This window comes from Viridibacterium curvum, from assembly GCF_039544165.1.
Lineage (GTDB): Bacteria > Pseudomonadota > Gammaproteobacteria > Burkholderiales > Rhodocyclaceae > Viridibacterium > Viridibacterium curvum.
Map to the genome: position 1 here is coordinate 362,890 of NZ_BAABLD010000002.1, position 13,950 is coordinate 376,839.

Consider the following 13,950-nt stretch of genomic DNA (forward strand, 5'->3'; position numbering starts at 1 on the left):
TGATCATGCGCATCAGTACATCCCAGATCTATGACATCAACGTTTCCAACATCAACAAGCAGCAGCTCGATGTCGTGCAGTTGCAGCGCCAGCTCTCGACAGGCAAGCGGGTGGTCAACCCCAGCGATGACCCTGTTGCCGCAGCGCGCGCGCTGGAGGTGTCGCAGGCTTCCGCACAGACGGCCATGCATCTGGATGCGCAGGGTTCGGCCAACGACCTGTTGTCCATGCTGGACAGCAAACTGGCCTCGCTGAGCGAGTTGTTCACCTATGTGCGCGAACGGGCAATTCAGGGCGGCACGTCCACGATCAATCAGGACGACCGAAACGCCATCGCAGCGGATATGGAGGCACAGTTCAACAACCTGCTGTCGATTGCGAATACGACGGACGCCAATGGCGAGTACCTGTTCTCCGGCTTCAAGGGGGACGTGCAGGCTTTTACCGGCGACCTCTCCGGTGTGACCTACCAGGGCGACCAGGGGCAACGCAGTGTGCGCGTCTCGAACTCGCGCAACATCCCCGTCAGCCTCAATGGCGAGGAGGTGCTGATGCGGATCCAGACCACCGGCAGCAGCTTCAACCCGCAGGCATCGCTGGGTAACAGCGGTACGGCTACGATTGCCAGCAACGGAGTTGTCGGTACTTATGCCGGCGGTCAGTACGGCATCCGCTTCACATCGGCAACGACGTACAACATCTATGACCGTGCGGCAGATCCAGCCATGACCGGGACACCCATGGTGGCCGGTGCTGCATATACGGCGGGCAGCGCGATCAACCTGCCACCGGCTCCGGCCGCTGCCGAAATCCAGATCACCATCAACGGGACGCCCGCAACCGGCGACAGCTTCCTCATGAACCCGGGGAGCGGGACCACGGATGCGTTCTCCATCCTGTCCGACTTCATCAGCAATCTGCGTACGGGTGGCACCGGGCCGGCGTACTTCGCGTCCATCCAGGACACCATGTCGCTGGCCGACAATGCGATGGAGAACCTGCTGCGTCTGCGCGCGCAGGTCGGCTCCGAACAGATCGAGCTCGATTCGCTGGGCAATGTCGCGCAGGATCTGCAGGTGCAATACGCCGACCGCACCGACCGTCTGGTCGGACTGGACTATGCCAGCGCGATTTCGGACTTCCAGCTGCAGCAGACCTATCTCGAAGCGTCGCGCACGACCTTCGTCAAGAGTACCAACATGAACCTGTTCAGCTTCCTGACCTGAGGGCGCGATCATGAAGAAACTGCTCTGCCTGATGTTCATGGTGTCCCTCGCAGGCTGCAATTCGCTGGGTCTGGACAAGATCGGTTTCAGCAAGGCCGAGAAGGGCACCCTCCTGCCCGGCGGCGCGTTCAAGCTCTCGCCGCGCTACGCCGTGGCCTACATGGACATCATCATGGTCGCCGGCCTCGTCGGCCTGATGTACCAGGTTGTCGATCCGCAGGCGCCAGCCTGGGAGATCCTGGAGACACGTCTGCCAGACCGCCGCGTGATCTACAGCTTGCGGATGCAGCGTGTGCACAACGGTGGCGAAGGGGAGGCCCGCATGGTGCTGCAGCGACGCGCGACCGAACTGGCCCGCGAATCCGGCATGGCTGGCTACGAGATCATCAGTTACACCGAGTCGATGGACTCACGGCTGTTCCTGCCGCATCGACTGGCCGACGCCGAGGTGCGGATGATTGCGCCGCCTGTAGCGAAGCTGTAACACTCCCTGCGGGCTGTGATCACCTGAGTGCCGTGAACGCAGGGATGGCGCAGCTGGCATGGTGCGCTGCGTGACAAACGTCACCCGTTCCGGAGTTTGTGTCTTGCAAGACACAGTTCTGTGCGCTGAAATGCACGCATCACATGATTCATTGCAGTCCCCGCATATCCAAAGGGAGTCCAGCATGTTCGAACGTCGTCAGCGCGCCATCTCTGCCATGCACTTCAATCAGGTCACCCGTAATCTGGGTGCGAACGAGGCCCTGCCTGCGCTGCCCGGTCTGGCGGCCCAATTGATGGCCTTCCAGAGTGATGTGGCACGCAATAGCCGTGTGCAGATGGACGTCAGCGACGAGCTGGATCTTTCGGCTGACCAGGACGAGCTCGGCGGCGACTGATCGCGACACTTGTCTCGCGGGAGGCTGCTCCGCGAAACAAGCACCCAGGGCGCAATCCGGCGTGTCGCGGCTGTGAGCACGCGCGCCTCCCTGATCCAGACTGTGCGCCAAAGCGCATCCGGACTCGAAAGGCGGGCTGAAATCCGTTAAAATTCAGCCCTTTCCGGCGGTGGGCCTGTCTGCCTCCGTCCAGCCTCTCCAAGAGTCCATCTCCAATGTCCGACATCCTCAAGCTTCGTGGCGCGCCGGCCTTTTCGGCTTCGCGCCTTTCCCGCTTTTCCGAATCCCTGAAGTCTGCCGCCAGCAAGGTGCGTGGCGTCGTTGCCGAACACTGGTATTTCGTTGAGATCAGCGCCGCGCTGACGGCTCGGGAGCAGGAGCGCCTGGTCGACCTGCTGGATGCGCGCCCGGCCAGCGCCGCGTTGCCAGCCGGTGTGGGGCTGCTGGTGACGCCTCGCCTGGGCACCATTTCGCCCTGGTCGTCGAAGGCTACCGACATTGCCCGCAACTGCGGTTTCGACAAGGTGGTGCGCGTCGAGCGCGGCACACTGTTTACGCTGGACATCAAGTCGCTCGACGAAGCCACGCGAGACGCGGTGCTGCCGCTGCTGCATGACCGCATGACTGAATCGGTGCTGCCCACCGTTGAGGCCGCTGCCGAACTGTTTGCCCATTACGCGCCGCAGCCGCTGACTTCCGTCGATGTGATCAGCGGTGGTCGTGCCGCACTGGTCAAGGCCAACGCCGAACTCGGCCTGGCCCTGTCGGATGACGAGATCGATTACCTCGTCGAAAACTTCGTGCGCGTCGGCCGCAACCCGACCGATGTGGAACTCATGATGTTCGCCCAGGCGAACTCCGAGCACTGCCGTCACAAGATCTTCAACGCCGACTGGATCATCGACGGCCGCGCCGAAGCGAAGAGCCTGTTTGGCATGATCAAGGACACGCACAAAGCCACGCCGCAAGGCACCGTCGTGGCGTACTCCGACAATGCAGCCATCATCAACGGCTTCGAGGTGGATCGCTTCTACCCCGAGGCCGATGGCAAATGGAGCTTCAAGCGCGAAGAGACGCACCTGCTGGCCAAGGTGGAAACGCATAACCACCCGACGGCAATCTCGCCGTTTCCCGGCGCCTCGACCGGCGCGGGCGGCGAGATTCGTGACGAAGGCGCGACGGGTCGGGGCTCGCGTCCGAAAGCCGGCCTCGCAGGCTTCTCGGTCTCCAACCTGAACATCCCCGGCGCTGTGCAGCCCTGGGAGAAGCACTCAGGTGGGTTCTATGGCAAGCCGGAACGCATCGCCTCGGCGCTGGACATCATGATCGACGGCCCGCTGGGTGCAGCGGCCTTCAACAACGAGTTCGGTCGTCCCAACCTCGCTGGCTACTTCCGCACCTTCGAGCAGGAAGTGCAAGGCGAAGTGCGCGGCTACCACAAGCCCATCATGATCGCGGGCGGCGTAGGCAACATCCAGGCAAAGCAGTCAGAGAAGGTTATCTTCAAGCCGGGCACCTTGCTGATCCAGCTGGGTGGCCCCGGCATGCTGATCGGTCTGGGTGGTGGCGCGGCTTCGTCCATGACGACGGGCACCAACACGGCGGATCTGGACTTCGCCTCCGTGCAGCGCGGCAACCCGGAAATCCAGCGCCGCGCGCAGGAAGTCATCGATGCCTGCTGGCAGCAGGGTGACAAGAATCCCATCCTCGCCATCCACGACGTGGGCGCAGGCGGCATCTCGAATGCCTTCCCTGAGCTGGCCGATGTCGCCAAGCTCGGCGCGCATTTCGAGCTGCGCGAAGTGAAGATCGAAGAGCCCGGCATGAGCCCGCGCGAGATCTGGTCGAACGAGGCGCAGGAGCGTTATGTGTTGGCCATTGCGCCGGAAAGCCTGCCGATGTTCCAGGCTTTCTGCGAACGCGAGCGCTGCCCGTTTGCCGTGGTGGGTCGTGCCACCGCAGAAGAGCAGCTGGTCGTCTCCGACCGCCACTTCGGCAACAAGCCCGTCGACATGGAAATGCAAGTGCTGCTCGGCAAGCCGCCGAAGATGACGCGCAACGTCGCAACGCGCCAGATCTTCCTGCCGCCGTTCGATGTGTCGGCAATGGACGTCAAGGAAGCCGCCTTGCGCGTGCTGCGCATGCCGGCTGTGGCATCGAAATCCTTCCTCATCACCATCGGCGACCGCTCGGTGGGCGGCCTCACGGCGCGCGACCAGATGGTTGGCCCCTGGCAGGTGCCGGTGGCTGATGTGGCCGTGACCGCGATGAGCTTCCATGGCTACGCTGGTGAAGCCATGGCCATGGGCGAGCGCACACCGCTGGCCTGTGTGAGCCCGGCTGCGTCGGGTCGCATGGCCGTGGGCGAAGCCATCACCAACCTGATGGCGGCTGATGTGGCTGACCTGCAGCAGGTGAAACTGTCTGCCAACTGGATGGCGGCCTGCGGCCACCGTGGCGAAGACGCGAAGCTCTTCGAGACCGTCAAGGCAGTGTCCGACTTCTGTATCGGTGCGCAGCTCGCAGTGCCGGTCGGCAAGGATTCCTTGTCGATGAAAACGGCGTGGAAAGAGGGTGAGGAGGACAAGTCGGTCATCTCGCCGCTGTCGATGGTTGCCACGGCCTTTGCGCCTGTTGCCGACGTGCGCAAGACGCTGACGCCGCAACTGAAGATCGAAGAGGGCGTCGAGACCGAACTGGTGCTGATCGACCTTGGCTTCCAGAAGCATCGCCTCGGCGGCTCGGTGCTGGCTCAGGCTTACAACTCGGTGGCCGAACATGCGCCCGATATCGATGCCACGACGCTGAAGAACTTCGTGACGGGCCTCAACGCGCTCAAGCGCGATAGCCTGGTGCTGGCCTACCACGACCGCTCTGACGGCGGCCTGTTCGCCACGCTGGCCGAGATGGCCTTTGCATCGCGTACCGGTATTTCGGTCGAGCTGGACTCCGTCGCCTACGACGACATGACCAGCGACGTCGACGGCAGCGAGAAGCGCCCCGATCTGCTCAAGGGCCGCTTTAACGACCGCGTATTCGGCGCGCTGTTCGCCGAGGAGCTGGGCGCCGTGATCCAGATCCGCCGCGCCGATCGCGAAAAGGTGCAGCAAGTGCTGCGCGAGGCAGGCCTCGGCGCCGCCACGCACTTCATCGGCTTCCCCAACGACCGCAACGCACTGCGCATTCGCCGCAACGCCAAGACCGTGTTCGAAGGCGACGTGAATGAGCTGCTGCAGGTGTGGAGCGAAGTGAGTCACCACATTGCTGGCTTGCGTGACGACGCCGAGTCGGTGAAGCAGGAATTTGCTGCGCTGGCCGACAAGACCGATCCGGGTTTCTCGGTGTCGCTGAGCTTTGATGCGGCTGAAGACATCGCTGCTCCGTTGATCGCTTCTGGCAAGCGCCCCAAGGTGGTCATCCTGCGCGAGCAGGGTGTGAACTCGCAGAACGAGATGGCGTCCGCTTTTGAAGCAGCAGGCTTTGATGCCTATGACGTGCACATGTCCGATCTGATGTCGGGCCGCGTGAAGCTCGATGATTTCGTGGGCCTCGCAGCCTGTGGTGGCTTTTCCTACGGCGACGTCCTTGGCGCGGGGCAGGGTTGGGCCAAATCCATCCTGTTCAACGACAAGCTGCGCGAACAGTTCGCGACTTTCTTCGCGCGCAAAGACACCTTCGCGCTGGGCGTCTGCAACGGTTGCCAGATGATGAGCAATCTGGCCGAGATCATCCCCGGCGCTGAAGCCTGGCCGCGCTTCCACCGCAACAGGAGCGAGCAGTTCGAAGCACGTGTGGCAATGGTCGAAGTGCTGCCATCGCCGTCGATCTTCCTGCAAGGCATGGCCGGCAGCCGCATGCCCATCGTGGTGAGCCACGGCGAGGGCAGGGCCGTCTTCCAGAGCGATGCGGCGCGCAGCGCTGCGCTGGTGTCGGCACGCTTCATCGACAACAAGGGCGCCGTCGCGACAAGCTATCCGGCCAACCCCAACGGCTCGCCCGATGGCATCACCGCACTGACCACGCCAGATGGCCGCTTCACCATCATGATGCCGCACCCCGAGCGTTGCCGTCGCACGATACAGATGAGCTGGGCGCCGGAATTCCTCGGCGAGGATTCGCCCTGGATGCGCATGTTCCGCAATGCTCGCAAGTGGGTTGGGTGAGTCATTGATCAACCAACAAAAAGCCCGCCTTGAAGGCGGGCTTTTTGTTGGTTGGCGTGGCGCTTAGCGCTTGCACTCTTCGGTCTTATAGATCGTCACACGCTGCGTCGGATTGCTGAGCATGGTGGGCTCATAACGACAGTAGCCAGCGCCCACATCGTGTCGAACGGTGAGTTGATAGTCTTCGCCGGCTTTCGGAATGAATGCGAAGCTGCCCTTGCAGGTATAGCGCCAGTCGCCGATGGCTTCATAGCTGTCAAATACAACGGTAAGTGGCTTGCCTGCGCGCACGGTTGCCTCGGCCGAGGCCATCCCCGCAGGCCCTGTGCCCGGAATACCCAGCTTGCGATCAATGTACTTCGGTTTGCCCACAATGAAGTTCTTGCTGGATGTGACAACTCCAGCGCCGGGCGCTGACCAGTCGGTGCAGTTGCGCTCCGGGATCAACGTCAGGTCGCCGTTGGTGCTGAAGCGAACGCGGGCCGTCTCACCGTCACTCGGCTCTACATAGTCCCGCGATCGGGCGCTCATTTCGGCGCATCCGCTCAGGACGGCCACCACAAGAAGACTGATTGCGATGGTTGTTTTACTCATTGAAATGCTCCCTTTCGTGTGTAGTCGCCCGGCATTATCTGTGCATCGTTCCGGGGGGCACATGCCCTATCGGGCAGGTGGATACTTGATCGCATTCATTGCGATCTTGTTGCGCACAGCTTGATCAACATCAATCTCGAGCACCATGGCAAGACGCATCAGGTAGAGCAGGACGTCTGCAATCTCCTGCCGGACGTGCTCCGCCTCCGGTGTTGTCATCACGGCAGCGGCTTGCTCATCGGTTTTCCACTGGAATATCTCGGCCAGCTCTCCCACTTCGCCTGTCAGCGCCAGTATCAGGCTGCGCGGAGTGTGGAAACGATGCCAGTCCCGCTCATCGGCAAAGGTGTGCAGGGCAGCTTCCAGCGCCCGGGTGTCGATCAGTTGGCTCATTTGATGGTCAGAAACGGGGTATGTACTCAGGTCTGTTCTGGCTTGCAGGGTTTCTGCGGGGTCGGCAGATTATGCGCGGCGCATCGTGCGCCTCATTCCGGAGCCAGCCATGAAAAGTTCTATCGTCGCAATCGCTGCAACCTGCTCGGCGCTTGCCTTCAGCCCCGCGTGGGCGGCCAAGTCATGTGACGAACTGAAGTCCGAGATCGAAGCCAAACTGCAGGGGCACGGCGTCAAATCCTACACGCTGGATGTTGTGGTCAGCGATGCGTCGGGTGACGGCAAGGTTGTCGGCACCTGCGAGACCGGCAAGAAGAAGATCCTCTACAAGAAGGGCTGAGACACCGCACCATTACAGGCCCCGGTGCCAGCCGGGGCCGTTTCGGCAGGCTCACTCCCTGCCGAGAAAGTCCTTTTTGCCCAGTTCCACCCCATTGCTGCGCGCAATTGCGTAAGCCGTGGTGATGTGGAAGTACAGATTGGGCATGACGAATCCCAGCAGGTAACCCTGTCCCTTGAAGTGCAGATCGCCACTGCGCATCTGCAGGGTGATGTCACGATCCTCGCTGCCGTCTATCTGCTCCGGTGTAAAACTGGCGAGGTAATCCAGCGTCTTGCCAACTCGCTGCTGCAATTCGGCGAACGTAGTCTCGGTGTCTTCCCACTTCGGCGGCTCCTGGCCGGCGAGTCGCGCTGCGCCGCCTTTCACCGTGTCCGAAGCGATCTGGATCTGGCGGGTCAGCGGAAGCATGTCGGGGAACAGGCGCGCGGACAGGAACACCGCCGGATCAATCTTGCGGGCCTCTGCATGGGCTGCGATCTTGTCGAGAATGGCCGACAGGTTGCGGAGGGCGCGTTGCGCCGGCGGGATGAAGGCTTGATACATAGAGATGCTCATACGCTACTCCTCGTGTTGAGTGGGTGTTCTGCGTGGGTGACGACGAAAACCAGTAAATCGGCAGTCTCGTCGCCGATGTTTTCAAGTGCGTGACCTTGCCCGCTGGCCGTCTGCAACAGGTCGCCGGCATGCATGTCAGAAATGCTGCCGTTGTCATTGACGCGTACCGCGCCTTTGAGCAGCAGGTAGTACTCGGTTTCGAGACGATGATGATGCAAACCGACCGAGGCGCCTGGTGCGACGTGCATCCAGGTCAGCAGCCGCAGGTTGGGATGGGTGTTGCGCTCGATCAGATACCGCAGGCTCACCTCACCTTGCCCGTCGTGAATGCCGGTCTTGTGCTCAACATGCATGTCGTTGTGGCGAAAGATCATGGTCGGGAACGATATCTCTTGTTCAGAAGGGGCAGGGACAGCTGATGTGAATTGGCTCTCCGCTGACGGGGTGCGGGAAACGTAGCTCACACGCATGAAGCATCAGACGTGGTGCTTGCTGCCGCGCGGGGGCGTCAGCATATAGCGCATCACCGAGGATGGCATGACCGATTGCCTGCAGGTGGACGCGTAGCTGATGAGAGCGGCCCGTGATCGGGATCAGTCGCAAGCGGCTTGTATCAGGCGATGGTCGCGCCAAGGTACTGAAGTGGGTCAGAGAAGGCTTGCCCCGTTGATGGTCCACCATCTGGCGTGGCCGGTTGGGCCAGTCCGTGATCAGCGGCATGTCGATGCTGCCGTCGGTGGGGTCAGGCAGGCCCGACACGAGCGCTTCATAGGCCTTGCTGACCTGTCGGGAGGCAAAGGCCATGCTTAGCGTGCGTTGTGCATCGACGCCGCGCGCGAAAACGAGAATCCCCGAAGTTTCCATGTCCAGTCGATGGACGATCATGGCATCCGGGAAACGCCCCAGAAGACGAGTCGCCATGCAGTCCTGCTTCTCTTCTCCGCGCCCCGGCACAGACAGCAAGCCAGAGGGCTTGTTGACGACCACGCAGGTATCGTCCTCGTAAAGCACATCCAGCGGAAGTTGCGGTGGTCTGTAACGCTCAGTCACGCTGTGTGTCATCCCGTCGATCCAAACCTTCTGCTGTCGGCTGCTGTCCGGCTGAAGCCGGACCTACATCTGCACCATGTTGTAGGTGCGACCTCAGTCGCACAACCCCAGCGGCCAATGCTCCACCGAAGCCGCCTTGCCCGCAGGGTTGATGTCGATCTCTCATCCGCCACCTGCTGTCCGGCTGAAGCCGGACCTACACCGGCACCGAGTTGTAGGTGCGACTTCAGTCGCACAACCCCAGCGACCAATGTTCCACCGAAGCCGCCTTGTCCGCAGGGTTGATTTCGATCTCTCATCCGCCACCTGCTGTCCGGCTGAAGCCGGACCTACACAGGCACCATGTTGTAGGTGCGACTTCAGTCGCACAAACCCAGCGACCAATGTTCCACCGAAGTCGCCTTGCCCGCAGGGTTGATTTCGATCTCTCATCCGCCACCTTCTATCCGGCTGAAGCCGGACCTACATCGGCACCGTCTTGTAGGTGCGACTTCAGTCGCACAAACCCCAGCTCAAAACAACGAACGTGCGCCATCGAACCGCTTTGCAAAATACACATTGTCCAGCCGTTCAACCCGCACGCTGCCCCGGCTGCTGGGGGCGTGGATGAAACGTCCTTCCCCGATATAGATGCCCATATGAGAGTAGGGCTTTCCGTTGGTGTTGAAGAACACCAGATCGGCTGGTCGCAGGTTTTGCGAATCGACGACCTGAGTGATCGCCGCAATCTGCGACGCATTGTGTGGCAGCCGTTTGCCGGAGACCTGTTCCACGACATAGCTGACCATGCCGCTGCAATCGAGTCCCGCCTCGGGGTTACGGCCACCGAATTTGTAACCTGTGTCCAACAAACTCAGTGAGAAGAGCAGGATCTCGCTCGCCTGATGCTCTGCATCAAGGCGGAACGCGGCTGTCGAGGGCGCGCGCTCAAGGGGCGCCTGTTTCCGGGGGGCTGCGCTTTGCGGTGTTGTTGTATGCTGTACGGGAGGTGCCGACGAACAGGCCGCCAGGCCTGCAAGCACACACGGCAGCCAGGCGCGACGCATCAGACCTCCAGCCAGAAGGTGACTGGCCCGTCATTGACCAGTCTGACCTTCATGTCGGCGCCGAAGACGCCAGTGGCTACATTGTCATGCTTGTTGCGCGCCAGGCCGGTAAAAGCGTCGAACAAAGCGCGTGCTTCATCCGGAGCAGCTGCGGTACTGAAGCTCGGGCGGGTGCCGCGTTGCGTATCGGCCGCCAGCGTGAATTGCGACACCAGAAGCAAGCCACCCCGAACATCGCGCAGGCTGCAGTTCATACGGCCCGCATCGTCGTAGAAAATCCGATAACCGAGAATCCGTTCCAGCAGACGCTCAGCGCGTTGCGCATCGTCACCTTTCTGAATGCCGACGAAAGCCAGTACGCCCTGACCGATCTGACCAACGATCTGATCGTCGACGCGGACTGCGGCTTCAGAGACGCGTTGGATCAGTGCAATCACGAAGCGTCGTCGATGCGCTTGAGACCCTGACGGAAGCGCTCGGCATTGCGTCGGTAACCCTCTGCATTGGCGAGCAGATTGGCGACCTCGGCGTCCGACAATTCACGAATCACCCGCCCCGGCGTGCCCACCACCAGCGAGCGGTCGGGAATCACCTTGTTTTCCGGAATCAGGCAGTTGGCGCCAATCAGACAGTTCTTGCCCACAACAGCCCCATTGAGCACCACGGCATTGATGCCGATCAGCGAGCCATCGCCAATCGTGCAGCCGTGCAGCACTGCCATGTGGCCCACCGTCACGTTCTGGCCCAGCGTCAGCGGCACACCGTCATCCGTGTGCAGGATCGAACCGTCCTGGATGTTGCTGCCGTCGCCAACGACGATGGGGTCGTTGTCACCCCGCAGGACCGCGTCGAACCAGACGCTGACGCCCTTGCCCAGCGTCACTGTTCCCAGCACCGTGGCGCTCTCTGCCACCCAGCAGTCTTCCGCCAGCTGGGGCACGCGTTCATTCAGTCGATAGATGGCCATTGCAGGTATTCCGTCAGATGCAGCGCAGAAATCGTGCGTTGCAATAAAGCCGAAATCATAGCAGGCAGCCCACGCCGGGTTGCAGGGGCGGCAAGCAATCGGCTGCCTGGGTTTGGGGTTTGGAGAAGGGCGGTTTGCGACGTCTGGTTGTGCGGTTGAAACCGCAGCTACACGGTGGTGGGGCTGGGTTCAGGCGGAGGGAGAGTGGGCGTAGGTCCGGCTTCAGCCGGACTCATGGCGGCAATTGGAGCGTGGGTTGTGCGGTTGAAACCGCACCTACGGGGTGGTGGGGCTGCGTTCAGGCGGAGGGAGAGTGGTCGTAGGTCCGGCTTCAGCCGGACGCATGACGGCAATTGGGGCGTGGGTTGTGCGGTTGAAACCGCACCTACAGGGCGGTGGGGCTGGGGTCAGGCGGAGGGAGAGTGGTCGTAGGTCCGGCTTCAGCCGGACGCATGACGGCAATTGGGGCGTGGGTTGTGTGGTTGAAACCGCACCTACGGGGCGGTGGGGCTGGGTTCAGGCGGAGGGAGAGTGGTCGTAGGTCCGGCTTCAGCCGGACGCATGGCGGCAATTGGGGCGTGGGTTGTGCGGTTGAAACCGCACCTACACGGTGGTGGGGCTGGGTTCAGGCGGAGGGAGAGTTGTAGTAGGTCCGGCTTCAGCCGAACGCATGGCGGCAATTGGGGCGTGGGTTGTGCGGTTGAAACCGCACCTACGGCGACTCGTGCGCGCCTGCAGGGCTGGTTTTAACCGGTCACCAAGGTGGCTATCGGGCGGTGAGGCGATTACGAGGCGTCTTCTTCCTGCCCCAGCGCAATATCAACCTGCATCTCGGCCGAGATGGCTTCCAGGTCTTTCTGTAGATCGCCGATGCCCAGTTCCGTTGGGGCCAGTAGCAGGGCCGTCGCATGAAACAGCGTTTCCCCAGACATTGGTGCGGCGGACGTGCGCGTCTCCAGCGATTCCACATTCACTGCGTGGCGCGCCAGCACCTGGGTGACTTCGCGCACGATGCCGATGCGGTCATGACCGACCAGATCGAGCCTGAGGCTGCGGCGGATACTGTCAGGCGCGCCCGGTGTTGCCACTTCGACAACGACCCGCAGTGGTTCGAAAATGCGAAGCGCCGCCAGCAACGCGTCGGCCCTCTCCGCAGGCACGTCAACGCGTACCAGCCCCGCAAACTTCCCGGCCAGATGGGTCATTGACGCCTCCAGCCAGTTACCTTGATGCGCCGAAATGACCGCAGCAAGGCTTTCAACAAGGCCGGGGCGGTCATTACCGATGGCTGTGAGGACGAGATGTTGGCTCATGAATTTCGAGTACGACTTCAAGAATCAGGGCCCCGAAGATTACCGGAGCGTGAATGGCGACGGTTGACGTCTTGCGGACGACGAGTGACGAAAAACGGCAGGCTTCCCGCGTCAATTCACCGGATGGCGACAGGTGTTGTTGGCTCGCAATCTACTTAAGGCATTGTTTGTAAATGGTTTAAATCTGATTTCAGAGGCTGGGCTGGCATCTGGCATGCCGCTCGCTACAAGGAATACGCACGGATTCCTATCCGTCCATTCACAGGAGAATCAAACATGAAGCAAGTGCAAAAGGGCTTTACCCTGATCGAACTGATGATCGTTGTGGCGATCATCGGCATCCTGGCCGCTATCGCGCTGCCGCAGTACCAGACTTACATTGCTCGTTCCCAAGTTTCGCGTGTCATGGGTGAAACTTCGGCCGTCAAGACGGCTCTCGAGGATTGCATCGCTGGTGGTCGTCTTACCCTTGCAATTGGTGGTGCTGCAACGACTTGTGACCCGCAAGTTACTGCTTCTACTCTGATGACGGCTGCTAGCACTTGGGGTGCTCCGGCAGTTGCTGGTGCTGGCTATCCTGCTATTACTAACCCGATGGCTGCCGGTGCAGACGTCACAATTGTGGCGACGTTTGGGAATGGCGCTGCGTCGATCCTCTCTGGCACTCCCTACACCTTGACTTGGACACGCGCTGATGCGACGGGCGCTTGGACCTGTTCTACCAGTGCAGCTATGCCGGCTAAATTCAAGCCCAACGGTTGCATCTAAATTAGTAGTTGGAAGTTTCAAGGCTGTACGGTTTAGAGCCGCACGGGCCTTGATCAGAAAAGGGCACCAAGGGTGCCCTTTTCTATAACCTCAGTGTGCTGACCTTGAGTGCGGAGGAGTCATGTCTTCTGAATATTTTCGTTCAAGCAAAGGCTTCACTCTTATCGAGTTGATGATAGTGGTCGCGATCATCGGCATACTGGCCGCACTTAGCACCAATACGTATCGCAGTTACACCGCCCGTTCCCAAGTGGCTCGTGTTATGAGCGAGACAGCTACGCTTAAGACTGCGCTAGAGCAGTGTGTTACTAGTGGCAAGTTGACTCTGGGTGTCGCAATCACTGATTGTGATCCGCAGTACACCGGCTCGAATCTTATGCAGGATGCGCCGTTCGCAGGGTCCGGATTGCCTGTCGCAGGCGTCGGTTACCCAGACATCCAGAATCTCGCTACGGCTCCTGGAACACCGCTGCGGATCGTCGCAACCTTTGGCAATCGCGCGTCATCTCTGGTGCTTGGGCAGACGCTGACCTGGGAGCGTGATGCGACGTCCGGAAGCTGGTCTTGCGCTACGACGGTCGCGCAAGTCTACAAACCCACTGGCTGCAGTTGAGCCTAGCGATGCAGATGCCACTCCGCGCATCTGTTCGG

At 61.1% G+C, this 13,950-nt stretch carries 16 protein-coding genes; 7 read left to right on the forward strand and 9 right to left on the reverse strand.

The features are described 5' to 3' along the window. Positions 1 to 5: 5 nt before the first annotated feature. The 4 genes from flgL (at position 6) to purL (ending at position 6,270) form a co-directional block, all read left to right on the forward strand. Positions 6 to 1,226: a flagellar hook-associated protein FlgL gene (flgL, locus tag ABEA02_RS02880; protein ID WP_345531315.1), complete on the forward strand. Its 1,221-nt coding sequence runs from the start codon at positions 6 to 8 to the stop codon at positions 1,224 to 1,226. Between the two features lie 10 nt (positions 1,227 to 1,236). After that, a complete protein-coding gene (locus ABEA02_RS02885) occupies positions 1,237 to 1,710 on the forward strand; it encodes a hypothetical protein (RefSeq protein ID WP_345531317.1) in 474 nt (157 codons plus the stop codon). A gap of 184 nt (positions 1,711 to 1,894) precedes the next feature. After that, a complete protein-coding gene (locus tag ABEA02_RS02890) occupies positions 1,895 to 2,107 on the forward strand; it encodes a hypothetical protein (protein WP_345531318.1) in 213 nt (70 codons plus the stop codon). Positions 2,108 to 2,322: 215 nt separating this feature from the next. Continuing rightward, positions 2,323 to 6,270, forward strand: coding sequence for a phosphoribosylformylglycinamidine synthase (purL, locus tag ABEA02_RS02895; protein WP_345531319.1), 3,948 nt, complete (start codon positions 2,323 to 2,325; stop codon positions 6,268 to 6,270). A gap of 63 nt (positions 6,271 to 6,333) precedes the next feature. On the opposite strand, the gene ABEA02_RS02900 is transcribed toward purL, so the two are convergent. Together ABEA02_RS02900 and ABEA02_RS02905 are read right to left on the reverse strand one after the other, a co-directional pair. Continuing rightward, positions 6,334 to 6,801, reverse strand: a complete 468-nt coding sequence (locus ABEA02_RS02900) for a hypothetical protein (RefSeq protein WP_345531320.1) — start codon at positions 6,799 to 6,801, stop codon at positions 6,334 to 6,336. A 129-nt stretch (positions 6,802 to 6,930) separates the two neighbouring features. Then, positions 6,931 to 7,257 carry a nucleotide pyrophosphohydrolase gene (locus ABEA02_RS02905; protein WP_345531321.1) on the reverse strand — a complete coding sequence of 109 codons (327 nt, stop codon included), beginning with the start codon at positions 7,255 to 7,257 and terminating at the stop codon, positions 6,931 to 6,933. A gap of 109 nt (positions 7,258 to 7,366) precedes the next feature. On the opposite strand from ABEA02_RS02905, the gene ABEA02_RS02910 reads away from it, so the two are divergent. Further along, entirely contained in the window at positions 7,367 to 7,597 is a 231-nt protein-coding gene (locus ABEA02_RS02910) for a DUF1161 domain-containing protein (RefSeq protein WP_345531322.1), read from the forward strand. 51 nt (positions 7,598 to 7,648) lie between these two features. On the opposite strand, the gene ABEA02_RS02915 is transcribed toward ABEA02_RS02910, so the two are convergent. From ABEA02_RS02915 to ABEA02_RS02945, 7 genes are all read right to left on the reverse strand, one after another. Further along, on the reverse strand, positions 7,649 to 8,155 hold the full coding sequence (locus ABEA02_RS02915; protein WP_345531323.1) for a DUF1993 domain-containing protein: 507 nt from the start codon (positions 8,153 to 8,155) through the stop codon (positions 7,649 to 7,651). Next, positions 8,152 to 8,529 (reverse strand): cupin domain-containing protein, encoded by a 378-nt coding sequence (locus ABEA02_RS02920; RefSeq protein ID WP_345531324.1) that lies wholly within the window; start codon positions 8,527 to 8,529, stop codon positions 8,152 to 8,154. Before ABEA02_RS02920 ends, ABEA02_RS02915 begins: the two co-directional genes overlap by 4 nt. A 22-nt stretch (positions 8,530 to 8,551) precedes the next feature. Then, positions 8,552 to 9,217: an RluA family pseudouridine synthase gene (locus ABEA02_RS02925; protein ID WP_345531325.1), complete on the reverse strand. Its 666-nt coding sequence runs from the start codon at positions 9,215 to 9,217 to the stop codon at positions 8,552 to 8,554. Positions 9,218 to 9,717: 500 nt separating this feature from the next. Next, positions 9,718 to 10,251, reverse strand: a complete 534-nt coding sequence (locus tag ABEA02_RS02930; protein WP_345531326.1) for a C40 family peptidase — start codon at positions 10,249 to 10,251, stop codon at positions 9,718 to 9,720. Beyond that, positions 10,251 to 10,688, reverse strand: a complete 438-nt coding sequence (dtd, locus tag ABEA02_RS02935; RefSeq protein ID WP_345531327.1) for a D-aminoacyl-tRNA deacylase — start codon at positions 10,686 to 10,688, stop codon at positions 10,251 to 10,253. The genes ABEA02_RS02930 and dtd overlap by 1 nt, the downstream gene beginning before the upstream one ends. Continuing rightward, positions 10,685 to 11,218 (reverse strand): gamma carbonic anhydrase family protein, encoded by a 534-nt coding sequence (locus tag ABEA02_RS02940; RefSeq protein WP_345531329.1) that lies wholly within the window; start codon positions 11,216 to 11,218, stop codon positions 10,685 to 10,687. Before ABEA02_RS02940 ends, dtd begins: the two co-directional genes overlap by 4 nt. A gap of 785 nt (positions 11,219 to 12,003) precedes the next feature. Continuing rightward, positions 12,004 to 12,531 (reverse strand): glycine cleavage system transcriptional repressor, encoded by a 528-nt coding sequence (locus ABEA02_RS02945; protein ID WP_345531330.1) that lies wholly within the window; start codon positions 12,529 to 12,531, stop codon positions 12,004 to 12,006. Positions 12,532 to 12,807: 276 nt separating this feature from the next. On the opposite strand from ABEA02_RS02945, the gene ABEA02_RS02950 reads away from it, so the two are divergent. Beyond that, positions 12,808 to 13,299, forward strand: coding sequence for a pilin (locus ABEA02_RS02950; RefSeq protein WP_345531332.1), 492 nt, complete (start codon positions 12,808 to 12,810; stop codon positions 13,297 to 13,299). A 121-nt stretch (positions 13,300 to 13,420) separates the two neighbouring features. After that, the gene (locus ABEA02_RS02955; protein WP_345531333.1) at positions 13,421 to 13,912 is read left to right on the forward strand and encodes a pilin; all 492 of its coding nucleotides are present in this window, start codon (positions 13,421 to 13,423) and stop codon (positions 13,910 to 13,912) included. The last annotated feature ends 38 nt before the right edge of the window (positions 13,913 to 13,950 follow it).